This is a genomic window from Peterkaempfera griseoplana (assembly GCF_001418575.1).
Classification (GTDB): Bacteria; Actinomycetota; Actinomycetes; order Streptomycetales; family Streptomycetaceae; genus Peterkaempfera; species Peterkaempfera griseoplana.
On the sequence record NZ_LIQR01000183.1, the window covers coordinates 1 to 21,037 of the forward strand.

Below are 21,037 nucleotides of genomic sequence, written 5' to 3' on the forward strand. Positions count from 1 at the left end.
AAGGGCGGCGTCGGCAAGACCACCACCACGACCGCCCTGGGCGCGACTCTCGCCGTCGAGCGACAGGACCGGGTCGTCGCCATCGACGCCAACCCGGACGCTGGCACCCTCAGCGGCCGCGTACGCCGCGAGAGCGGCGCGACCATCCGCGACCTGGTGGCCGCGATTCCGCAGCTCAACAACTACATGGCCGTCCGCCGCTACACCTCCCAGGCCCCGAGCGGCCTGGAAATCCTTGCCAACGACGTGGACCCGGCCGTCTCGACGGCGTTCGACGACGAGGACTACCGGCAGGTCGTCGGCTGCCTGGGACAGCACTACCCGATCATCCTGACCGACTCCGGAACCGGTCTGCTGCACAGCGCCATGCGCGGCATCCTCGAACTCTCCGACCAGCTGATCGTCGTCGCCACACCGAGCGTCGACGGCGCCAGCAGCGCCAGCACGACCCTGGACTGGCTCAATGCACACGGCTACACCGACCTCGTCCAGCGCGCCGTCACCGTGGTGTCCGAGACACGCAAGACCAGCAAGATGATCAAGGTGGACGACATCGTCTCCCACTTCCGCGCCCGCTGCCGCGGCGTGGTGGTCATCCCGTTCGACGAGCACCTCGCCGCGGGCGCGGAGGTGGATCTGGAGAAGATGAAGGCCAGGACCCGGGAGGCCTATCTCGACCTGGCCACGCTGGTGGCCGCGGACATCCCCCGCACCCAGCCCGAGGCCGCCGGCTGGCACTCCCGCCTCTCTGCCTCCCAGTACTCGGGCTACAACGCCGTCCACTACTCGCCGTCCGCACCGTAGTCCCGCACCGCAGCCGGCGAGCCGGCCGGCTTCCGGACACTGACGCCGCCCGGCCCGTCCCCACCACGGCGGCAGCAGGTCGGCAAGCGCCGGGAACCGTCCGGTTCCGAGAGCTCTCCCCCCGCGACCACATGGCAGGCCCCGCGGACCACGCGGCGGATCCCCTGCCGGGGACGCGCCCGGCAGGGGTCCGGGTCACCTGGGTGACCCGGACCCCTGCGCAGATCGGCCCGGCCCCCTGAGCCCACATCACGCCCGCAGATAGGCGAGCACCGCGAGCACCCGGCGATGGGTCTCGTCCGCGGGCGGCAGGTCCAGCTTGGCGAGGATGCTGCTGATGTGCTTGCCCACGGCGGCTTCGGAGACCACCAGTTCACGGGCTATCGCCCCGTTGGACCTGCCCTCCGCGATCAGGGCCAGCACCTCCCGCTCCCGGGGGGTGAGCCGCTCCAGCGGATCGCGGCGGCGGCGCAGCAGCTGCCGTACGACCTCCGGATCGACGACCGTGCCGCCCGCCGCGACCTCGCAGAGCGCGTCCACGAACGCCTGCACCTGGCCGACCCGGTCCTTGAGCAGATAGCCGACGCCGGTGCCGTCCCCGGAGTCCAGCAGCTCCGAGGCGTAGGCCCGCTGCACGTACTGGCTGAGGACCAGGACCGGCAGGGTGGGCCGCTCCGCGCGCAGCCGCACCGCGGCCCGCAGCCCCTCGTCCTGGAACCCCGGGGGCATGCGGACGTCCGTCACCACGACGTCGGGTGAGTGCCGCCCGACCGCGGCGACCAGCGCCGTAGCGTCGCCGACCGCCGCGACCACCTCGTGCCCGCAGCGGCCGAGCAGACCGACGAGGCCCTCCCGCAGCAGCACGCTGTCCTCGGCCAGTACTACGCGGAGCGATCGGTCAACTCGCAAGGAAACTCCACACTCAACAGAGTCGGTCCACCCGGCGGACTGGACAGGGAAACTCTGCCATCCAGAACCGACACCCGGTCGGCCAGCCCGGTCAGGCCGCTGCCGGTCCCGGCCTCCGCGCCTCCCCGCCCGTCGTCGGACACCTGGAGGAACAGCCGGCCGCCCCGGTGTCCGCCGCTCACCTCCGCACGGGCCGCCCCGCTGTGCCTGGCGACGTTGGCGAGTGCCTCGCAGACCACGAAGTACGCCGCGGCCTCGACCGCCTGGGGCAGCCGGCCCGGCAGCTCCAGGGCGACGTCCACGGGCACCGCGGAGCGGTCCGCGACATCGGCGACCGCGGCCTCGAGGCCGTAGTCCGCGAGCACCCGGGGATGGATGCCGTGGATCAGCTCGCGCAGCTCCGCCAGCGCCCTGCCCGCCTCCTCCTGTGCCACGGCGAGCCGGTCGGCCAGCGGTCCGGGCGGCGCGTCCAGCCGGGCCAGACCCAGCGTCATCGTCAGCGCCACCAGCCGCTGCTGCGCCCCGTCGTGCAGATCGCGCTCGATGCGCCGCCGCTCCGCCTCGAAGGCGTCCACGAGGCGGACGCGGGAGCGGGTCAGTTCGACGACCTTCGCGCCCAGGTCGCCGTCGCGCGAGGCGATCAGCAGACGCGTCAGTCCGGCCCGTGCACCGGCTGCGACCCCCAGGGCGTAGGCACCCAGGCCCATCAGGACGATTCCGAGAACGGCGACCGCGAACGCCGCCGGCCAGCCCCCGACCGTCCACTGCTTGAGCACCTTCACCTCCCGGCCGTCGCCGACGGTGGCCAGCAGCAGCGGGGTCGCGACCATGGAGAGCGGGACGAGCAGGGCGAGCGTGACGGCGAGGGCGTCCACCGGCCACAGCAGTGCGGCGAACAGCAGGGCGTACCCGAGCTCCCGCCAGGTCGCCCGCTCCCTCAGCCGGGTGGCCAGCCAGACCCGCAGGCCCCCGGAGGCCGGCACCAGGTGCTGGTCGGGTACCGGGTCCAGGTCGACCAGACGCAGCCGCCGCCGCTCCAGCCAGGCCACCGGGACACCGCAGAGGGCGGTGAGGAGCAGCAGCGGCAGCCCCACCAGGGTCACCGCGAGCACGCTGCCGGCCGCCGCCGCGGTCACCGTCGCCACCAGGGTGACCAGCCCGGCCACCGCACCGGTGAGCAGGTAGCAGGCCGAACGCCACGGCCACCACGACAGCAGGAAACCGGGCCGGGACATGGCCTGCCACACATTCCGGGGACGCATGCGGCCACCGTAGAAGCCCCGTCCCGGCCGGTGCCATCGGTCCAGGGTGAGGAGAAGGGGTAGGGCCTGCCCTACCCCGGGTCTCGGTCCTGCCGCACTGCGCCGAGGCGGCCCCGCGCGGTTGTGTGGAGCCACCGCGGGAGGGTCGGCGACGGCGTCTCCCCGGGACCCCCTCCGCCCGGAACATGCGGAGGGCCGACACCCGACCAGGGGGGACAGATGGACGACTACGCGATCCGGCTGCGTTCGGTCAGCAGGCGGTACGGCTCGGGAAGCAGCGCCGTGACGGCGCTGGACCAGGTCTCTCTCGCCTTCCGCAGGGGGACGTTCACCGCCGTCATGGGGCCCTCCGGCTCCGGCAAGTCGACCCTGCTGCACTGTGCCGCGGGACTGGACCGGCCCACCTCGGGGTCGGTCGACATCGGCGGCACCGAGCTGACGGCACTGAACGAGCGGCAGCTGACCCTGCTGCGGCGCCGGCGGATCGGGTTCGTCTTCCAGGCCTTCAACCTGCTGCCGTCCCTGACCGCGGAACAGAATGTGGCACTGCCGCTGCGGCTGGCGGGCCGCCGGCCCTCCGCGGCCCAGGTCCGTGAGGTGCTCGGGCAGGTGGGGCTGGGCGAGCGGGCGCGGCACCGGCCGTCGGAGCTCTCCGGCGGCCAGCAGCAGCGCGTCGCCCTGGCCCGCGCCCTGATCACCCGCCCCGAGGTGCTGTTCGGCGACGAGCCGACCGGCGCCCTCGACTCCCGGACCGGTCACGGTGTGCTGGCCCTGCTGCGCGGCATGGCCGACGGCGACGGCCGGACGGTGGTCATGGTCACCCACGATCCGGTGGCCGCCTCCTGGGCCGACCGCGTGGTGTTCCTGGTCGACGGACAGGTCGGTGGTGAGCTGACCGGTGCCGGTGCCGACCGTATCGCCGCCCACCTGACCGGGCTGGAGCCGGTGGGACCGGGGGCCGTCGCGTGCTGACCGTCGCCCTGGCAACCCTGCGCACCCGCTGGACCGTCTTCGCCGGCAGCTTTGTCGCGCTCTCGCTGGGTGTCGCCCTGCTCACCGCGATGGGTCTGGCCCTCGCCTCCACCGGGGACGCGCCGGAGCGGCAGCCCCAGCGGTTCGCCGCCGCACCCGTCGTGGTCAGGGGTGCCGACACCCTGCGGGTGCCGACCCCGGCGGGGGTCCGCGTGCAGCGGCTCGTGCACCCCCGTGCGGTGCCCGCGCGGACCTTCGCCGCGCTGCGGCGGCTCGGCACCGTCGTCGAGGACCGGTCGTTCGCCGTCCGGGTGCCGGGCGGGCCCGGCGGCCTGGTGGGCCACCCCTGGTCCACCGCCGCGTTCGCCCCGTACCGGCTCTCCTCGGGACGGGCGCCCCGCGCGTCCGACGAGGTCGTCGCCACCGGTGACTGGACGGGACCCGGACGGCGGATACGGACCGACCGCGGCACCGTGCGGGTGGTCGGCACCGTGGCCGCACGCGGCTTCGAGAACGCGCTCTTCTACACCGACGAACGCGCCGCCCGGCTGTCACCGGTCAGCGTCCAGCTGGTCGTGGACGCCGACGCGGCCGCGGTGCGCACCGCGGTGCGCGGCAGCGACGGCGTCCAGGTCCTCACCGGCCGGGCGCGCAGCGACGCCGACGCCGACCCCGGCCGGGACGGCGAGGCCCTCACCGCGATGAACGCCATGTTCGGCACGGCCGGAGGGATCTCCGCCTTCGTCTCGGTGTTCGTGGTGGCGTCCACCTTCGCCTTCGCGGTCGCCCAGCGCCGCCGGGAGTTCGGGCTGCTGCGTGTCGCGGGGGCGACCCCCGGGCAGATCCGCCGGACGGTCCTCATCGAGGCCCTCGTCGTCGGCGTACTCGCCTCGGTCGCCGGCTGCGCGGCCGGCAGGTACGGTGCGCCGCAGCTCGCCGCCCGGGCGGTCCACGGCAGCCTCGCGCCGCGCTGGTTCACCGTCGGCGACCACATCTGGCCGTACCACCTGGCCTTCTGGACCGGACTGCTGGTCGCCCTGTGCGGCGCGGCCGCCTCCCGGCGGGCGGGCCGTACGGGCCCCGCCCAGGCGCTGGGTGAGGCGTCCACCGACACCGGGACGACGGCCCGGGGCCGCCGGGCGGCCGGTCTGGCCCTGCTGCTGACCGCCGCCGTGACCCTGGGCTGGGCCCTGGCCACCGACCCCGGCGACCTGCTCCACCGCAAGTCCTATGTGACCCGGCCGATGCTGCTGATCAGCGCGGTCGCCGTGCTGGCCCCCACCGTCGTGCGCCCGCTCACCCGGCTGCTCGGCCGGCTCCCCGCCCTGCTGCCCGGCGCCGCCGGCCTGCTGGTCCGGGAGACCGCCGCCGCCTCGGTCCGCCGCACCGCCGCGGTCGCGGCACCCGTCCTGGTCACCGTCGCCCTCACCGGCTCGCTGCTGGGTGCGACCGCGACCCTCGACCGGGCGAGGGCGGCCGAGGCGCTCCGGCAGACAGCCGCGGACTTCGTCGTCACCCCCGCGGCCGGCGCGGGCTTCGACGCGGCGACGCTGCGGAGGCTGCACCGGGTGCCGGGCACCGTGGTGTGCCCGGTCTCCACCGGCACCGTCCACGTCCTCGAGGACGGCGTCGCGCTCATCGCCTCCGAGGCCCACGCCGCAGCCCCCGGCCCCCTCGCGGCCACCTCCCGGCTGCCGCTCACCGCGGGACGGACCACCGACCTCGACGACGACTCCGTCATCGTCAACGAGGAGTGGCAGCGGCACACCGTCGGGCAGCGCGTGGACGTGTGGCTCGGCGACGGCTCCAGGAGGACGCTGCGGATCGCCGCCGTGATGGCCACCGGCACCGGGGACAACGGCGTCTATGTCACCCCACGCAACGCACCGGGCGCGGCCGTCGAGCGGGTGGATGTCGCCGTCTCCCCCGGGGCCGACCGGGCCTCCGTGGCCTCCGGGCTGCGGGAGGCGGTGCCCCCCTCGGGGGGACGGGTCCGCACCGGGGAGGAGTGGGTGGCGGCGCGTCACCCGGCGAACGACGGGACGACCCGGCTGGGCTTTCTGCTGGTCCTCGGCCTCGCCCTGCTCTACACCGGCATCTCGCTGGCCAACACCATGGTGATGGCCACCGCCGACCGGGTGCGCGAACTGGCCGTGCTCCGCCTGACCGGAGCCACCACGGCGCAGGTGCTGCGGCTGGTGGGCGCGGAGGCGCTGCTGGTGGTCGCCGTCGGCGGGGTGCTCGGCCTCCTGGTGGCCGTGCTGGATCTGGCGGGCATCTCGGGCGCCCTGGCCCTGCTGTCCGCGGGGAGCGCGATGGTGGTCCCGTGGGCGGCCGTCGGCGCGGCCCTGGGCGCCTGCGCGGTCCTCGCCGTCTGCGCGTCCGTCGTCCCCGCCGCGTTCGCCCTGCGCCGGGGGGCCGCGCAGCCGGCAGGCGTACGGCGGCGCTGAGCGCCCTGCGGCGCCCGTGGTCCGGCGGGCGCCGCCCTCGGCGGCCGGCCCGACCGGAGCCCCGGTCGTCAGCTGGACGACCGGGCGGCCGCCGAGGGGAGCCGAACGAGCGGGCGCCTCAGCTCCGGGCCGCGCAGAGCGCATGGTCGGTGAGGGTCTGCACCGCCTGGTTGAGCCGGTCCTCGTCGACGAGGGCGGTGGTGGACGTCACCGACACCGTCACCGCCCGTCGGCCGTCCGCGCCGACCGCCGGCCGTCCGTACACCCCGAAACCGTCGCCCTCATGCATGTAGTAGACGCCCCCGCAGGTCAGCGGCACCACCCGCAGTCCGAGGCCGTACCCACCGGGTCTGCCCGAGGGCGGGGTCGGCAGGTCGTCGTAGGGGACCGTCTGCCGCATCAGCGCCCACTGCGCGGCGGGCAGCAGTCGCCCGCCGGCCAGGGCGCGGAAGAAGGTGTCGAGGTCGGACGGGGTGCTCACCACCCCGGAGTCCGCGGTGTGCTGGTAGCTCTCCTCGGTGAGGTCCACCGGCACACCCCCGGGACCGTCGATGGTGACCCTCTCGTGAGGTCCCGTCAGATAGGGGTTCTCACCGGGGATGTAGGTGTGCCGCAGGCCCAGCGGCGCGATGATCCGGTGCTCGACCAGCTCCCGCCAGCCCGCGTCACCCGCCTTCTCCGCGATCATCGCCGCCAGCAGGTAGTTGGTGTTGGAGTACGCCCACCGGCGCGGCGGCCCGCCGGGCGACGGGGTGAAGAGCGGCGCGTGCTGCAGGGCGAGCGCGACCAGCCGGGACGGCGGGGTGGCGTCGAACCGGTTCTCGTCGAAGTGGTTGAACAGCTTGTCCTGGACGCCGGGGTCGTTGATGTAGTCGTAGATCCCGCTGGTCTGCTGCAGCAGGTCGCGCACGGTGATCCGGGAGCCGTCGTAGCCGTGTCCGCTGACCACCCCGGGCAGCCACCGTTCCACCGTGTCGTCGAGCGAGAGCCGGCCCTCCGCGGCCAGCTGGAGCACCACCACCGCCGTGAAGGTCTTGCTGGTGCTCGCCACCCGGAACTCGGGGTCCCACGGCACGGGCGCGGTCGAGCCCACACCCGCGGTCCCGTACCGCGCCCGCAGCACGGCGCCACCGGGCCCGTCCACCCGGGCCACCACGTTCACATCGCCGCCCGCGGCGGACCGTACCGCCGCCAGGTCCCGCCTCAGGTCCGCCGCCGAGTAGCCGCCGTCCGTCGCCCGCGCGCGGGCGCGCGGCCCGTTCGCGGCCCGCGCCCCGGCGGACACCCCGCCCATCCCGCACACCGTCAGCGCCGCGATGCACGCCATGGCCGCCGTACGCTTCCCCGTCACCCTGTCACCCCTGTGCTCGGGCCGTCTCTCTTCCGACCCTCGACAGTCAACTCGCGGCGGCCGGCCCGATCGATGGAGCTGCCACCCGGGTGCCGGGTGGGGCTGACCCCCGGTGCGAGCCGGTTCCGGCGTCCTCGCGGGGGTTCGGGTGGAGCCGTCAGGCCTCCCGGCCCGGACCCGGGAGACCGTCGATCGGTGACACGGCCGCGCGCGTGTCGAGGCTGGGTGGAGCGGAGGCGAAGGCCGCCCGGGAGGTGGCCGGTCAGCGCGGACCCCTGTCGCGCGGCCGGTACACCCTTCAGGCGCACGGCCAGGCCCGGACCGCCCTGCATGGAACGGCCCGGACCGGGGATCCGGGAGAGCCTGCCCCACTTGACGCCCCTGGTGTCGGGGCGTCAGGTGTCGACAGGTCAGGGACGGTACTGGCAGACCGTCACTCCGGTCCGCGCTCCGCAGCCGATCTTGGTGAACCGGCTCTGGATCATGTTCCAGTAGTGGCCCCACTGCGTCTTGTAGCCGGCGCTGTTGGGGTCGTGGTCGGGATCGGCGTCGTACCTGGCCTTCTCGGCGGCCCACTGCGCGGTGGCAGCGGCCGGCCCGACGGTCGACATGTTCTCGGCGCCGTTGAACGACGGCGAGTGTTTCAGCGAACCGGGTCCGTTCGGCGTGGAGTCCGGGTTGTCAGCCCAGGCCTGGGCTTCGGCGGCGACGCTCGCGTCCCACGTCAGGGGCGGTGCACCGGCCTTCTCACGGATGGCGTTGGTCTCGTTGACGATGGTCTGCTGGTCGCCGGGGCTGATGGAGGCGACGGCCGCAGAGGCGCCCGTCGCCAGCACCGTGCTCCCGGCCAACAGTCCCGCCGCTATGACGGCCCCTGCTTGGTGGCGTATCCGGCTGGCCTTCTTCATGGCGACCCCCTGGTCGCGGAGAGAGTGGCAGATACCGCCCGCGGGCCTCACTCGTCACGGAGCCGGGCCGAGTGGCCTGCTCCCGTTTGGTGGCCCGGAGGCGACCCCCGACGGAGTGGCTTGGAGTGGCTGGGTCCGGCCGCCGTACGGCGACCCCCTGCCCTCACCACCAGCCTAGGTCGGGGGTGTCCACCCGTCGACCGGGGAGGCTCCGGGCGACGTCAACGGCTCGGACAGCAAGGCCAGTTCACCGTCCGGTGGCTTGCCGCCCCTGCCCCCGGGCCAGGACGGCGGACACCGGAACCCGGTGCCGGACCCGGCCCCCGGCGGCCGGCAGCTGCGCAGCACGAGCCGCCGCTCCGGGCCTGCGGACCCCTGCGGTGGGGATCGGGCAGGCACGGGCGACGTCCTCCGGGCGGAGTCGGCCCACTCGCGTTACCCTGCGTGTTTTCCTCATGAAGTGGGGCGGCGGCTTCGAGGCCGCTTCCATCGGCTGTTTCCGCGGACCGCGTCAGCCGACGCACCGGGTGCCGCCGCCCCGTTGGCGACGAGCTCTTCGCGGTCAACACCAAGGGCGTCTGCTTCACGGGGCGCCGGGAGGGTGAGGACGAACACCGATCCGCGGCCGGGCTCGCTGGTGGCGGCGACCGAACCGCCGTGCGCCTCGACCAGTTTCCGGACGATGGACAGGCCCAGACCGCTGCCGCCGGTCTGCCGGTTGCGGGACTTCTCGGCCCGCCAGAAGCGGTCGAAGACCCGCTGCAGATCGTCGGGCGCGATACCCGACCCGGTGTCGGCCACCTCGATCACCGCTCTGTCCTCCGCACGGTGGGCACGCAGGGTGACGGTCCCGCCGGGCGGGGTGTGCCGGACCGCGTTGGACACCAGGTTGCCGATCGCCTGCCGCAGCCGCACCGGGTCGGCGTCCACCGCCGGCTGCCGCTCGGCCGCGGTCAGCAGGGTGACTCCCGCCGCGTCCGCGTTGCCGCGGTGCGCGGTGGCGACCTGCTCCACCAGGTCGGCGACCTCCACCTGCTCGATGTGCAGCCTCAGCTCGCCCGCGTCGGCCGCGGACAGGTCGCGCAGGTCGTCGATGACATGCTGGAGCAGCACCGCCTCGTCGAGCAGCGAACCCACCAGGTCCCGGTCGGGGACGACCAGGCCGTCCTCGGCGGCCTCCAGCCAGCCGCGGATGTTCGCCAGCGGGGAGCGCAACTCGTGGGCCACGTCACTGACCATCGCCTTGCGCAGTTCCTCCGACTGCTCCCGCTGCTCCGACATGGTGTTGAAGGCGGCAGCCACGCCGCCGATCTCGTCGCCCGCCCGCACCTTCACCCGGGCGGTGAGATCGCCGTCGGTCATCCGCCGGGCCGCCTGGGCCAGGGCCCGCAGCGGGCGGACCATCCGGGTGCCGACGAGCACCGTGACGGCCACGGTGAGCAGCAGCACCAGGCCGGTGACCTCCACGATCCTGGCCCGGTTACCGGGCGAGAGGTCCAGGAAGGTGGTGGGCGCCCCACCGGGGCTGCTCACGAAGAGCAGAGCCGGCGGCGCTACGTAGGGGGCGAGCTGCTCGCGGCGGGCGGTCTCGACGCAGGAGCCCACGGCTGCGGTCTGCTGTGCACCGGGCGCGGTTGCGGGCTGGTCGGACGTCCCGCTGCGGGCGGCGTCCTGCCAGTCCCAGCTCAAGTCGGGGTTCAGGCGCACAGGTGGCACATGACGCCGGGCGAGGCAGGTGTCGACCAGCCCGTCGAGCTGGGCGAGGGCCCGGGCCTCGGTGGGAGTCGGAGCGTCGAGAGCGGTGGACGGGCAGTCGGTGGGCAGGTACGCGACGGCGGCCGGCAGCCGGAGGACGGAGCGGCCGGACCGGGTCTCGACGACCGGGACGCTCAGGTGCAGCCTGTCGCGGTAGCACCCGGCGATCCGCAGGGCGACTGCGTGCAGTCTGGAGCGCTCCGGCGCGGTCAGCCGGAAGGGGCCGACGGCACGGGAGTCGATGGTGCTCGGCGCGGCGGGGTACGGCCCCCCGCTGGGAAGCAGACAGCGGGTGTGGGGCGGGCAGCCGGTCGCGCCGGGCCCCACGGGGGCCGGGCTGGATGCGGCGCCGGGCCCCACGGGGGCCGGGCTGGATGCGGCGCCGGGCCCCACGGGGGCCGGGCTGGATGCGGCGCCGGGCCCCACGGCCGGTGTACCTCCCGACTCCACGGTCTGCCCGGCGGACCCCGCCGGCACGGTGGCGGAGACGGCCGGGTCCCCGGCGACCAGCGTGCCGTCCACGGCGAGCGGATCGACGGTCGCGGTCGCCTCGGTGGGCAGGTCGGGTCCGGAACGTTCCGGTGCCGGACCGTTCTCCGGGGTGCCGTACCGGAAACCGCCGGAGTCCAGCAGGACGACGCGCTTCTCGTCGGTGACGGTGACCCGGTGGCCGCTTCGGCGGGCGAGATCGCGGACGGTCCCGGCCGCGCCCGCCCAGTCGTGGTGGGTGGCGGCGTAGCCGAGGAGGGCGTCGTAGATCTGTGCGTCGTCGGCGAGCGCCTGGCCCCGCTCGTGCTGGATGCCCACCGCGGTGATGCGCACGGTCAGCCAGGCGGTCGCCGTGATGGAGCAGGCCGAGACGACGGCGGCCAGCGCCATGAGCTTGACCAGCAGGCTGCGGCGCAGCGGGACGTCACCGCGCACGGTGTGGGCCTGGCTCCGCGGCAGGCGCCCGGGGCGTGGGAGGTTCCGCGGCCAGCTTGTAGCCGACGCCGTAGACCGTCACCAGCCGGACCGGGCGCTGCGGGCGCGGCTCGATCTTGCGCCGCAGGTTCATCACATGGACGTCGACCGTGCGGGAGGTGAAGTACCGGTCGATGCCGTGCTGCCGCTCGATGATCTGGGCGCGGGTGAAGACCCGCCCCGGCTCGGCCGCCAGCAGGCTCAGCAGGTCGAACTCACCGGGGGTGCACTCGATCCGGCGCCCCTCCACCGTCACCTCGTGCCGCACCGGGTCGACCGTCAGGGCACCCACCCGGAGCACCGGGTCGGGCGGCGCGGCGGCCGCGACGCCGGCGGACGCGGCGGCACCGCTTCGCCGCAGCAGCGTACGGACCCGGGCCATCAGCTCACGCGGGCTGTAGGGCTTGGTCATGTAGTCGTCGGCGCCCAGGTCGAGGGCGAGCAGCAGATCGTCCTCGGCGGAGCGGGCGGTGAGCACCAGCAGCGGCAGCGCGGCCGTCCCGGTCTCCGCACGGAGCACCCGGCAGACGTCCAGGCCGTCCACCTTCGGCATCATCACGTCGAGCACCATCAGGTCCGGCGGGCGGCGCCTGGCCTCCTCCAGCGCGGCACGGCCGTCGTGCACGACGACCACCCGGTGGCCCTCGTGCTCGAGATAGCGGCGGACCAGTTCCGCCTGCTTGGGGTCGTCCTCCGCGACCAGGACGTGTGCGCACATGGCGTCGAGTCTACGAAGCCGGTCATGCCCCGGCCGTCCGTTGTGACGCGGTCCACTGGCATCACCACGGGAGTCGAACTGCTTCCTGACAACTTCCTGACAGTCCCTGCCTAGCGTCCTGGCGCATGACGCACCACATCCTCCGACCGGGCGGCACCAGTACCGCGGCCGGGGCCCGGGCCAGGGCGCTGCACCTGGCCGCCCCCGCGGTCCTCTGCATGCTCGCCCTCCCCCTCGTGTCCGGCTGCGGTAAGAGCGAGACACGGGCGACGCCCAGCGTCGCCTCGCTGCCCACCTCGCAGACCACCTCGCAGACGACCTCGGATGCGGCCGGCACGTCCGGCACCCCGAGTGACCCCGCCAAGACCCCGTCGTCCCCGGACGCGGGACCGGCGGACGGCGACACCTCCCGGCGTCCCCAGGAGCGGCTGGATGACACCCCCGAGGAGCGGGCAGCCCTGATCCACGCCTGGGACCAGTGCCTGGTGGACCACGGTGCCCACTGGACCACCACGCGGCCCGGAGTGGCGGGCGCACCCGCGACCGTCGCCGACCCCATACCGCCCGCCGCATCCTCCGCGTGCAAGAACAAGCTCCCCCTGATGCCGCCCGAACTGGATCCCGCGCTCAACCCGCACTACCGCGACGACATGCTCGCCAATATCAAGTGCCTGCGCGCCCACGGCGTCATGGTGCACCTGACCTCGGACACCAGTGTCAACGCGAACGGCCTGAGCTGGACCTACGACAGCAGCGACACCCCGCTCCCGCCCAACCAGGGCCAGATCGAGGACAAGTGCCAGATGGAAGCCTTCGGCGGCGGAAAGGGACAGTAGCCCGTGTCCGACAGCACCAGCAGGCACCGGAGCGGCAAGCGCCGGGGCGGCGAGGCCGTGGGCGGCCCGGTCGTCGACGGTGAGGCCCTCGCGATCGGCACCGCCGGTGTGACGGGCGCCCTTGCCCCGGGAGCCGCTGAATTCCGGACCGGCGCCCGTCGCGGCCGCAGGCTCGCGGCGCTGGTCGTGGCGCTCGTCGCCGTCGGCGGCATCACCGCCGGCGCCGTCGCCTTCAAACAGCACGCCCATCACCCCGCCGGCGTCCCCACCAGCGCTGCCAAGGTCGGTGTCGCCACGGTCACCAGGACCGACCTGTCCGACAGCCGCGCGGTGCAGGGCACCCTCGGCTACGGCACGCCGACCCAGGTCACCGGGCGCGGTAGCGGGGTCCTCACCGGCCTGGCCGCCATCGACACGACGGTCACCCGCGGTCACCCGCTCTACCGGAGCAACGACCAGCCGGTCATGGTCTTCTACGGCCGCACCCCCCTCTTCCGCACCCTGAAGTCCCCGACCGCCAAGAACCCGCCGATGCGCGGCTCGGACATCTCCGTGGTCGTGGAGAACCTCGTGGCCCTCGGCTACGACATCGGCTACCAGCCCGCCGACGACGACGGCCGGGGCGCCACGTACACCGCCTCCCTCGCGGCCGCGGTCAAGCGCTGGCAGGGCAACACCGGTATGACACCCACCGGCACCCTCGGCATCGACCAGATCGTCGTGCTGCCGGGCGCGGTACGGGTCAGCTCGGTCCAGGCGCAGCTGGGCGACCCGGTGGCCAAGCCCCTGCTGTCCGTCACGGCCACCGGCAAGAGGGTCACCGTGCCGGTCGAGGCGGGCGACACGCAGGGCATCACGGTCGGCGCCAAGGTGACGATCACCCTGCCAGACGCCCGGACCGTACCCGGCAAGATCACCTCGGTCGGCCGGAGCGTGCAGAGCGGCGGCGCCGGCCAGGAGGCGCCGGGCGGACAGGACGCGCCCCCGACCCTCAATGTGTCCATCGCCCCGCTGCATCCCGCGGACGTGGCGAAGCTCGACTCGGCGCCGGTCCAGGTGCTGTTCACCACCAGCACCCGCAAGGGCGTGCTGGCGGTGCCGGTGACCGCCCTGGTCGCCCTCCGCCAGGGCGGCTACGCGCTCCAGCGCACCGACGGGACGCTGGTCGCCGTGACCACCGGGCTGTTCGCCAACGGCCAGGTCGAGGTGAGTGGTGCCGGGGTGACCGCGGGTCTGCGCGTGGAGACCGCCTCATGACCGGCTTCGCCGTCCGCCCCGAGGGGCGGTCCGGGCAGGCCCCGACCGGGCCGACGACGTCCGACCCGGTGTCCGCCGGACCGTCGTCGGTCCGGCCCTCGGGGCGGGTGTCGTCCGGGCCGGTGTTGCGCGTACGTGAGGCCACCAAGTCGTACCCGGGCGGGGTCGTCGCGCTCGCCCAGGTGTCGCTCACCATCGACGAGGGCGAACTCCTCGCGATCCTCGGACCGTCCGGCTCCGGCAAGTCCACCCTGCTGAACATCATGGGCACCCTCGACCTGCCCACGACCGGCACCGTGGAGGTCGCCGGCCAGGACGTGGCGGGCCTGTCCGACCGGCGTCTGTCGGTGCTGCGCGGACGCTGGCTCGGCTTCGTGTTCCAGCACTTCCACCTCACCGACGGGCTGAGCGCCGCGGAGAACGTCGCCACCGGCCTGCTCTACGCGGGCGTGCCGCGCCGCCGCCGGCTACCGATGGCCCGCGAGGCGCTCGGCCGGGTCGGCATGGGCCACCGGGTCGGCCACCTGCCGCACCAGCTCTCCGGAGGCGAACGGCAGCGTGTCGCCATCGCCCGCGCCCTGGTCAACTCCCCCGCCCTGGTGCTGGCGGACGAACCGACCGGCGCACTGGACAGCGTCAACGGGCAGGCCGTGCTCGATCTGCTCACCCAGCTGAACGAGGAGGGCACCACCATCGCGGTCATCACCCACGACCGGGACATCGCGGCCCGGCTGCCCCGTCAGGTGGAGCTGCGGGACGGACGCATCGTCAGGGACACAGAGGTGTCCCGATGACTGCCGCCACGCCCGCGCACCCGCACGCCCGCCGGGCCGTACGGCTCTCCCCCGGCGACATCCTGCGCCTCGGCCTGATCGGGGTCCGGGTCCGCAAGCTGCGGGCCGCGCTCTCTGCGCTGGGCATCTCCATCGGTATCGCCACCATGATCGTGGTCACCGGAATCCCGGCCTCCAGCAAGCAGGCGCTGCTGACCCAGCTCACGGCGCTGGGCACCAACATGCTCCAGGCACAGGCGCAGCCCAACCAGAACCCGCCGGTGCTTCTCCCGCCGAGCGCCGACGCGATGGCCGCCAGGATCGGCCCGGTCACCGACACCGGTGCGGTCGCCAACACCCACCGGACCGTGCAGCGCAACGACCACTCCGATCCGAGCGACAGTGTCGGCATCAGCGTGCTGGCCGTCCGCGACGGCCTGCTGTCCGCGGTCAACGGCTCGGTGCACACCGGGCGCTTCCTCACCCCGGCCACCGACCGCTTCCCGACCGTCGTGCTCGGCCACCAGGCCGCCTCCTGGCTGGGTTTCCGGCAGTTGGTGCCCGGTCAGCCGGCGCCGCAGGTATACATCGACAACCGGTGGTTCACCGTGATCGGCATCCTCAATCCCATGCCGCTCACCCCCGACCTGGAGCAGTCGGTGATGGTCGGCTGGTCGGCGGCCACCACGTACCTGCACTTCGACGGGCACCCGACGGTGGTCTACCTGAAGGCTTCGGAGAATGCTCTGGAGGATGTGCGGGCGGTGCTGCCTGCCACGCTCTACCCGCAGTTGCCGGGCCTGATCCAGGTGAGCCGTCCGTCGGACGCGCTGGCCGCCAAGAGGGCCACGGAACAGACCTTCTCCGGTCTGTTCATCGGCCTGGCCGGTGTGGCGCTGCTGGTCGGCGGAATCGGCGTCGCCAATACGATGATCATCTCTGTGCTGGAGCGCCGCCGTGAGATCGGCCTGCGCCGGGCCCTGGGCGCCAACCGGGGCCAGATCCGGGGCCAGTTCCTCACCGAGGCGGTGGTCCTGTCCACCCTCGGCGGGGTCGCCGGCGCCGTGATCGGCTCCCTCGGCGTGCTCGGGTACGCGACCTTCCAGGGCTGGCCGCCCGTCATCCCGCCCGCCTCGGTGGCCGAGGGGATCGGCGGCGCCCTCCTGGTCGGAGTCGTCGCAGGCGTCTACCCGTCGATCCGCGCGGCGCGGCTCACCCCGACCGAAGCGCTGGCCTCCACATAGCCCGCACACGGCGTCCCCGACGCGTCCAGTGACGACAAAAGCCCAGGTCAGCGCATCGCTGACCTGGGCTGTCGCGGAGCCGCCCAAGTGGGGCGTCCCGCGGCACGGCCGCCGACAACGACCCAGGCAAGCCCGCCGTCTCCCTCGCGCGGTGAAGGCCTTCCTGGCCGCTCGCAAACAATTGGGGGCCGACCGCCCGGTCATGGCGCACCGGCCAAGGTTTGACGGAAGCGTGTTGAAAGAATCCGGCCGCTGCCGGACAGGACAGGTTGTGAAATCCATGACGGAACAGGAGACGCGCAGGACCAGGCAGGCGCGCTTCGAGGGACTGGCGCAGGTGGTGGCGGAACCGCTGCACCGGTATCTGGTGCGACGGACGAACCCCGACATGGCCGAGGACATCCTGTCGGAGACGATGCTGGTGCTGTGGCGCCGCATCGACGATGTGCCCGGCCCCCATGCCGGTCCCACGCCCGATCCCGATGACGTGCTGCCGTGGTGCTACGGAGTGGCGCGGGGCTGCTTGGCCAATGCCCGCCGCGCTGACGGACGCAGGCACCGCCTGGTGGAGCTGCTGATCCGGACACAGCAGCACCCCGCGACAACGGCCGCCGATCACAGCGACCTGCACGCCGCGCTCGATGGCCTTGGTGAACTGGACCGCGAGATGGTTCGACTGTGGGCGTGGGAAGGCCTGGCGCCGCGTCAGATCGCGGAAGTGACCGGGCTCACCTCCAACGCAGTGAGCATCCGGCTCCACCGGGCGAAGAAGAAACTCGGCGCACGGCTGCAGCCGATGCGAAAGAACACCGACCGGACTGGACACAAGCCGGATGAAGAAAGGAGCAGTCAGTGAATGACGACGAGCTGTTGGCCCGACTGAGGGCCGCGGACCCGGCACTGACCCCGAGAGCTCCGCTGCCCGACATCAACCGTCTTGTGGAGACTGCCTTGAACACCGACATCACGCCCGGGTCGGACAAGACCGCGACCGGCTTCACTATTCGCCCTGTGAAGGCCGTCTCAGGACGGGGACGCCGCCGTCTCCTCACACTCACGGCGGCAGCCGGTCTGCTCATGCTCGGAGGCGGCATCGCAGGAGGAGTCATGGTGAATCGAGACAGCGGTCACACGTCTGCGTCCGCGTCCGGGCCGCTGACGCTCACCGTCGCGGGCGCTGCGGTTCCCGCCAAGTGCGTGGAACCGACCCCCGACCGGCTGCGCCAGTACCCGACGCTCTTCGAAGGAACGGTCACCTCCGTCAAGGGCTCCTCGGTCTTCTTCCGTGTCGATCACTGGTTGCACGGTGGCGACTCGGACGCGGTACGGCTCAGCAGCGACGCCGGCGAGCCGGAGACCCTCACGTTCCTGGTCGGAGAGCACTACATCGTGGCCGCCACCAAGGACGGCACCGTCCCGCAGTGCGGCGCGAACATGGCCTCGGAGGAAACCAGGAGCAAGTTCCGCAAGGCATACGGAAAGTAACCGCACACCTCAGCAGTCTGTGAGTCAGAACCCGGTCCCCATCCCGCCACCGTTCAGCCAGTACCTGCGGGAGCACAAGGCGCGCCAGGATGCGGACCGAGCTGCTGCCGGCGATCTCTGGCAGGACCACGGCGCTGTGTTCGCCCGCCCCGACGGGCAGCCGCTCGATCCCCGGCAGGACTGGGAGGAGTTCAAGGAGCCGCTCGAAGAGGCGGGGATCAGTGACCGGCGGCTCTACGACGGCAGCCGTCACACCGCCGGAACGATCCTGAACGAGCTGGGGGTGGACATGGTGACCACCCTGGAGATCCTCCGGCACACCCAGATCGGCCAGACCAAGCGGTACGTGAAGGGCCGCTCGGAGCTGTCCCGCGACGCCATGCGCCGCATGGGGGACGCCTTCCTGCCTCAGCTCCGTCCGCAGGGCTCTCCGCCCGCAATTGAGACCACAACTGAGACCACGAGCAGCCGCGCGGCCCGCGCACGGCGTCGCCGACGCGTCCAGTGATGACAAAAGCCCAGGTCAGCGTAATCGCTGACCTGGGCTTTCACTGAGCCGCCTAAGGGAATCGAACCCTTGACCTACGCATTACGAGTGCGTCGCTCTGGCCGACTGAGCTAAGGCGGCAGTGCCAGTGCCGTTCGCCACGGGGACGAGCATCGCACTGGCAACGAGCCACAGTCTACACAGTTCCGAAGGGTGGCCAGGACCTCGCCAGGGGACACCGGCCGGGCGCGGCCGGGTGGGCTTCCCGGGCCCCGCGCGGCCGCCTCCGCCGCCCTGCGGGGGAGGCGTCCCTCCGGCTTTCCGGCCGCCCTTCAGCGCAGCCGGAGATCCGGCGCGGCACCACCGTCACCCGCCCGCGCAGCCACCGGGAGCCCCGCCACCTGCACGGACGGGGCGCTCCCGGGTCACATCGCCGGATCAGCGACGGGCGGGGCGGTACGGGGAGGATCCGGCACAAGCAGCGCACAAGGTCCCGGCCCGACACTGCCCCGCAGACCGCACTCCTCGGAAAGGGACATCATGGCCAACTCCAGATTCGGACCGCAGCTGCTCTCGGTCTACCGCGTGATCATCGGAGGGCTCTTCCTCTGCCACGGCGCAGCCGCGCTCTTCGGTGTGCTCGGCGGCAGCATGGGCACCGGCAAGGCCGTCGAGGTCGCCGTCTGGCCCGGTTGGTGGGCCGCTCTCATCCAGTTCGTCGTCGGTGTCCTCGTCGTCCTCGGCCTCGGCACCCGCCCGGCCGCCCTGCTCGGCTCCGGCTCCATGGCGTACGCGTACTTCACCGTGCACCAGGAGCACTCGCTGCTGCCCATCCAGAACGGCGGGGAGCTCTCCGTGCTGTTCTGCTGGACCCTGCTGCTCCTCGCCGTCACCGGCCCCGGCACCTTCGCCGTCGACACCCTGCTGTCCCGCAGCCGCGCCCGGCGGGTCGCGCCGGTGACCGCGGTGCGTCTGCCCGCAGCGGCGGCCGGGGTGCCGGTGGCCGCCGAGTAGGGCCCCCGCTGCCCACGCAGGCGGGCCGGACCCGCGCCCTTCCAGGGCACACGATGCGCAGACGGCCCCTCGACCCGGGGGCCGTCTGCCTGTCCGGCTCGGAGCACTCGTACAGCTGGAGAACGCCATCCGGCAGGGCGCCGGAAGGAGCCATGGGCGGGGCGGTGGGGAAGGCCGATGCCGCGCCCTCCGAGCGGCTCGCTGCGATGTGGATGCCCCTTGCCCGCCCTCGCCGCCGCGGGTCTGCACATGGTGGTGTGCTGTGCACTGTGCACGGTCACCTGTACGCATTGCTGAGCTGCACTGTCGATGGGGAGTCGAACCCCTGCGCTGCTCCTCGCGCACCAGGTGTGGGCCGGAATGACCGCCGGCCCGCGGTGTGTGCACGCCTCCGCGACGACTACCTGCTCCACATCGTTCCGCCCGGCTCAGTCCAGGAGGTCGACCTCCCAGTTCGTCCGCTGGATCCGCATGTCGGTCTCACGGATCTCCCGCGCAAGGACGTCGGCCTGGGCCCGCAGCTCCGCGACAGGCAGTGCGGAGAGGATCTTCAGTTCGGACCTCAGCTGCCGGACCGTCCCCCGCTGGTCCCTGCCTGAGGCAGCGTCCGCCGCCGCCGTGATCACCGCATGGCGCAGCCGCAGCACGTCCCTGCGCGCAAGCGCGTCGGTGAGGGTGCCGCCCTCCGTCATCAGCGCCGCCGCGTTGGTCCGGTTGATCCGGCGGATCAGCGACTCGAGGTCGTCGAGCACCGCGGCGGCCTCCGCCAGCAGGGCCCCGGCATCCTCCGCGGGCGTCTCCCCCTCCTGGTACCGGGCGCTGCCGACGACGCGCGCACGCAGCTGTTCCACCCGTCGTGTGGCGTCCGCACGCTGCGCGAGCGCCTCCGCAAGTTTCACCATCAGGCCCTCCCGCTGTGAGTCCCGGACAGTATGCGGACCTTCCCGTCCCGGCTGCATCCGGATTTCCGGGGGCGTGTGCAGCACTCAGGACGGTGCCTGGTCGACCGGGGTCAGACCCCCGTGGAGATCATGAGCTTCACCGCGAAGCCGCCGAAGAGCACGGCCACGCCTCCCGTCAGCCCCGCGGAGAGGCGCCGCCGGCGGCGGAAGGCGTTCGCCAGGGCGGTCCCGGTGAGGATGAGGGTCGAGAGGTAGAGCACGCTGAAGGTCTGCAGGATGCCGCCCAGCAGGGCGAAGGACAGGGCGGGCTTCCCGTACGAGGGATCCACGAACTGCGTGAAGAAGCTCAACAGAAACAAGATCGCTTTGGGGTTCAGCAGGCTGACGATCAGGGCCCGGCGGAAGGGGCGTTCCTGCTTCTCCCCCATGTCGGAGCCCTCCGCGGTCTGCTGCGCGCGGGCGGCCCGGCCCGACAGGGGAACATACGAACGCAGCTTGACCAGGCTGACGGCCAGGGCCCGGCGCAAGGGCCGCTCGGAGGCGGCGGGCCCCGGGGCGGCGGGGGCGGGCGCGGTGGCGCGGTGCTCGCGCCACAGGGCGCGGGCCGAGCGGAGCATGCCGATGCCGATCCAGACCAGGTAGGCGGCGCCTCCGTAGCGGACCACGTCGAAGACCAGCGGGTTGGCCCTGAGCAGGGAGGCGACCCCGGCGGACGCCAGGACGATCAGGGTGGTGTCGCCGGCGAAGACCCCCAGCGCGGCGCGGTAGCCGGTGCGTATGCCCCGGCGGGCGGCCACGGAGAGCACATAGAGGGAGTTCGGCCCCGGCAGGAGCACGATGATCAGTGCCCCGAGGGTGTAGGTGGCCAGTTCGGGGACTCCCAGCACAGCACTTTCCTTACTGCTCGGACATACGGGCGGCCAGGAAAGTGTGCCATTGCCACACAT

General features: G+C 73.2%; 18 protein-coding genes, 1 tRNA gene and 1 pseudogene. 11 read left to right on the forward strand and 9 right to left on the reverse strand.

Features of this window, described 5'->3' with window-relative positions:
- A partial coding sequence (locus AOK09_RS14575) for a MinD/ParA family ATP-binding protein (RefSeq protein ID WP_157875900.1) occupies positions 1 to 804 on the forward strand: 804 nt, incomplete at its 5' end.
- Between the two features lie 249 nt (positions 805 to 1,053).
- On the opposite strand, the gene AOK09_RS14580 is transcribed toward AOK09_RS14575, so the two are convergent.
- Positions 1,054 to 1,713 carry a response regulator transcription factor gene (locus AOK09_RS14580; RefSeq protein WP_055587614.1) on the reverse strand — a complete coding sequence of 220 codons (660 nt, stop codon included), beginning with the start codon at positions 1,711 to 1,713 and terminating at the stop codon, positions 1,054 to 1,056.
- Positions 1,686 to 2,948 (reverse strand): sensor histidine kinase, encoded by a 1,263-nt coding sequence (locus AOK09_RS14585; RefSeq protein WP_055587615.1) that lies wholly within the window; start codon positions 2,946 to 2,948, stop codon positions 1,686 to 1,688. The genes AOK09_RS14580 and AOK09_RS14585 overlap by 28 nt, the downstream gene beginning before the upstream one ends.
- A gap of 246 nt (positions 2,949 to 3,194) precedes the next feature.
- Here AOK09_RS14585 and AOK09_RS14590 point away from each other — a divergent pair, with 246 nt between their 5' ends.
- Positions 3,195 to 3,947 carry an ABC transporter ATP-binding protein gene (locus AOK09_RS14590; protein ID WP_055587616.1) on the forward strand — a complete coding sequence of 251 codons (753 nt, stop codon included), beginning with the start codon at positions 3,195 to 3,197 and terminating at the stop codon, positions 3,945 to 3,947.
- A complete protein-coding gene (locus AOK09_RS14595) occupies positions 3,941 to 6,397 on the forward strand; it encodes an ABC transporter permease (protein WP_055587617.1) in 2,457 nt (818 codons plus the stop codon). Before AOK09_RS14590 ends, AOK09_RS14595 begins: the two co-directional genes overlap by 7 nt.
- A 118-nt stretch (positions 6,398 to 6,515) precedes the next feature.
- Here the strand turns inward: AOK09_RS14595 and AOK09_RS14600 are convergent, their stop codons facing one another.
- The 4 genes from AOK09_RS14600 to AOK09_RS14615 form a co-directional block, all read right to left on the reverse strand.
- Positions 6,516 to 7,748, reverse strand: a complete 1,233-nt coding sequence (locus AOK09_RS14600; RefSeq protein ID WP_245687292.1) for a serine hydrolase domain-containing protein — start codon at positions 7,746 to 7,748, stop codon at positions 6,516 to 6,518.
- Positions 7,749 to 8,158: 410 nt separating this feature from the next.
- Positions 8,159 to 8,656, reverse strand: coding sequence for a CAP domain-containing protein (locus tag AOK09_RS14605; RefSeq protein WP_079063060.1), 498 nt, complete (start codon positions 8,654 to 8,656; stop codon positions 8,159 to 8,161).
- A gap of 453 nt (positions 8,657 to 9,109) precedes the next feature.
- Positions 9,110 to 11,335 (reverse strand): sensor histidine kinase, encoded by a 2,226-nt coding sequence (locus tag AOK09_RS14610; protein WP_063795953.1) that lies wholly within the window; start codon positions 11,333 to 11,335, stop codon positions 9,110 to 9,112.
- Positions 11,325 to 12,092, reverse strand: a complete 768-nt coding sequence (locus tag AOK09_RS14615; protein ID WP_055587620.1) for a response regulator transcription factor — start codon at positions 12,090 to 12,092, stop codon at positions 11,325 to 11,327. The genes AOK09_RS14610 and AOK09_RS14615 overlap by 11 nt, the downstream gene beginning before the upstream one ends.
- A 125-nt stretch (positions 12,093 to 12,217) precedes the next feature.
- Between AOK09_RS14615 and AOK09_RS39070 the strand changes: the two genes are divergently transcribed.
- The 7 genes and pseudogenes from AOK09_RS39070 to AOK09_RS14650 all read left to right on the forward strand — a co-directional run.
- Positions 12,218 to 12,928: a hypothetical protein gene (locus AOK09_RS39070; protein WP_055587621.1), complete on the forward strand. Its 711-nt coding sequence runs from the start codon at positions 12,218 to 12,220 to the stop codon at positions 12,926 to 12,928.
- Positions 12,929 to 12,931: 3 nt separating this feature from the next.
- Positions 12,932 to 14,185 (forward strand): peptidoglycan-binding protein, encoded by a 1,254-nt coding sequence (locus tag AOK09_RS14625; RefSeq protein WP_079063063.1) that lies wholly within the window; start codon positions 12,932 to 12,934, stop codon positions 14,183 to 14,185.
- On the forward strand, positions 14,182 to 14,979 hold the full coding sequence (locus AOK09_RS39075) for an ABC transporter ATP-binding protein (RefSeq protein ID WP_107101335.1): 798 nt from the start codon (positions 14,182 to 14,184) through the stop codon (positions 14,977 to 14,979). Before AOK09_RS14625 ends, AOK09_RS39075 begins: the two co-directional genes overlap by 4 nt.
- Complete coding sequence (locus AOK09_RS14635; protein ID WP_055587622.1) at positions 14,976 to 16,202, forward strand: ABC transporter permease; 1,227 nt, start codon at positions 14,976 to 14,978, stop codon at positions 16,200 to 16,202. The genes AOK09_RS39075 and AOK09_RS14635 overlap by 4 nt, the downstream gene beginning before the upstream one ends.
- Positions 16,203 to 16,353: 151 nt before the next feature.
- Positions 16,354 to 17,058 (forward strand): RNA polymerase sigma factor, encoded by a 705-nt coding sequence (locus tag AOK09_RS14640; protein ID WP_245687293.1) that lies wholly within the window; start codon positions 16,354 to 16,356, stop codon positions 17,056 to 17,058.
- Between the two features lie 251 nt (positions 17,059 to 17,309).
- Positions 17,310 to 17,687, forward strand: a complete 378-nt coding sequence (locus tag AOK09_RS42075) for a hypothetical protein (RefSeq protein WP_245687294.1) — start codon at positions 17,310 to 17,312, stop codon at positions 17,685 to 17,687.
- A gap of 22 nt (positions 17,688 to 17,709) precedes the next feature.
- Positions 17,710 to 18,195 (forward strand): annotated as a pseudogene (locus tag AOK09_RS14650) (tyrosine-type recombinase/integrase); the annotation flags it as partial.
- 46 nt (positions 18,196 to 18,241) lie between these two features.
- Here the strand turns inward: AOK09_RS14650 and AOK09_RS14655 are convergent.
- Positions 18,242 to 18,315, reverse strand: a tRNA-Thr gene (locus tag AOK09_RS14655).
- Positions 18,316 to 18,714: 399 nt separating this feature from the next.
- On the opposite strand from AOK09_RS14655, the gene AOK09_RS14660 reads away from it, so the two are divergent.
- The gene (locus AOK09_RS14660) at positions 18,715 to 19,188 is read left to right on the forward strand and encodes a DoxX family protein (protein ID WP_055587625.1); all 474 of its coding nucleotides are present in this window, start codon (positions 18,715 to 18,717) and stop codon (positions 19,186 to 19,188) included.
- Between the two features lie 428 nt (positions 19,189 to 19,616).
- On the opposite strand, the gene AOK09_RS14665 is transcribed toward AOK09_RS14660, so the two are convergent.
- Together AOK09_RS14665 and AOK09_RS14670 are read right to left on the reverse strand one after the other, a co-directional pair.
- The gene (locus AOK09_RS14665; RefSeq protein ID WP_055587634.1) at positions 19,617 to 20,087 is read right to left on the reverse strand and encodes a DIP1984 family protein; all 471 of its coding nucleotides are present in this window, start codon (positions 20,085 to 20,087) and stop codon (positions 19,617 to 19,619) included.
- Between the two features lie 113 nt (positions 20,088 to 20,200).
- Positions 20,201 to 20,977, reverse strand: coding sequence for a leucine efflux protein (locus tag AOK09_RS14670; RefSeq protein WP_055587626.1), 777 nt, complete (start codon positions 20,975 to 20,977; stop codon positions 20,201 to 20,203).
- Positions 20,978 to 21,037 lie beyond the last annotated feature (60 nt).

Bases quoted from the DNA above. Each gene is read 5' to 3' on its own strand.
- AOK09_RS14585 (WP_055587615.1), bottom strand. From the start codon at position 2,948: ATGTCCCGGCCCGGTTTCCTGCTGTCGTGGTGGCCGTGGCGTTCGGCC.
- AOK09_RS14590 (WP_055587616.1), top strand. From the start codon at position 3,195: ATGGACGACTACGCGATCCGGCTGCGTTCGGTCAGCAGGCGGTACGGC.
- AOK09_RS14605 (WP_079063060.1), bottom strand. From the start codon at position 8,656: ATGAAGAAGGCCAGCCGGATACGCCACCAAGCAGGGGCCGTCATAGCG.
- AOK09_RS14615 (WP_055587620.1), bottom strand. From the start codon at position 12,092: ATGTGCGCACACGTCCTGGTCGCGGAGGACGACCCCAAGCAGGCGGAA.
- AOK09_RS39070 (WP_055587621.1), top strand. From the start codon at position 12,218: ATGACGCACCACATCCTCCGACCGGGCGGCACCAGTACCGCGGCCGGG.
- AOK09_RS39075 (WP_107101335.1), top strand. From the start codon at position 14,182: ATGACCGGCTTCGCCGTCCGCCCCGAGGGGCGGTCCGGGCAGGCCCCG.
- AOK09_RS14635 (WP_055587622.1), top strand. From the start codon at position 14,976: ATGACTGCCGCCACGCCCGCGCACCCGCACGCCCGCCGGGCCGTACGG.
- AOK09_RS42075 (WP_245687294.1), top strand. From the start codon at position 17,310: ATGGTGAATCGAGACAGCGGTCACACGTCTGCGTCCGCGTCCGGGCCG.
- AOK09_RS14660 (WP_055587625.1), top strand. From the start codon at position 18,715: ATGGCCAACTCCAGATTCGGACCGCAGCTGCTCTCGGTCTACCGCGTG.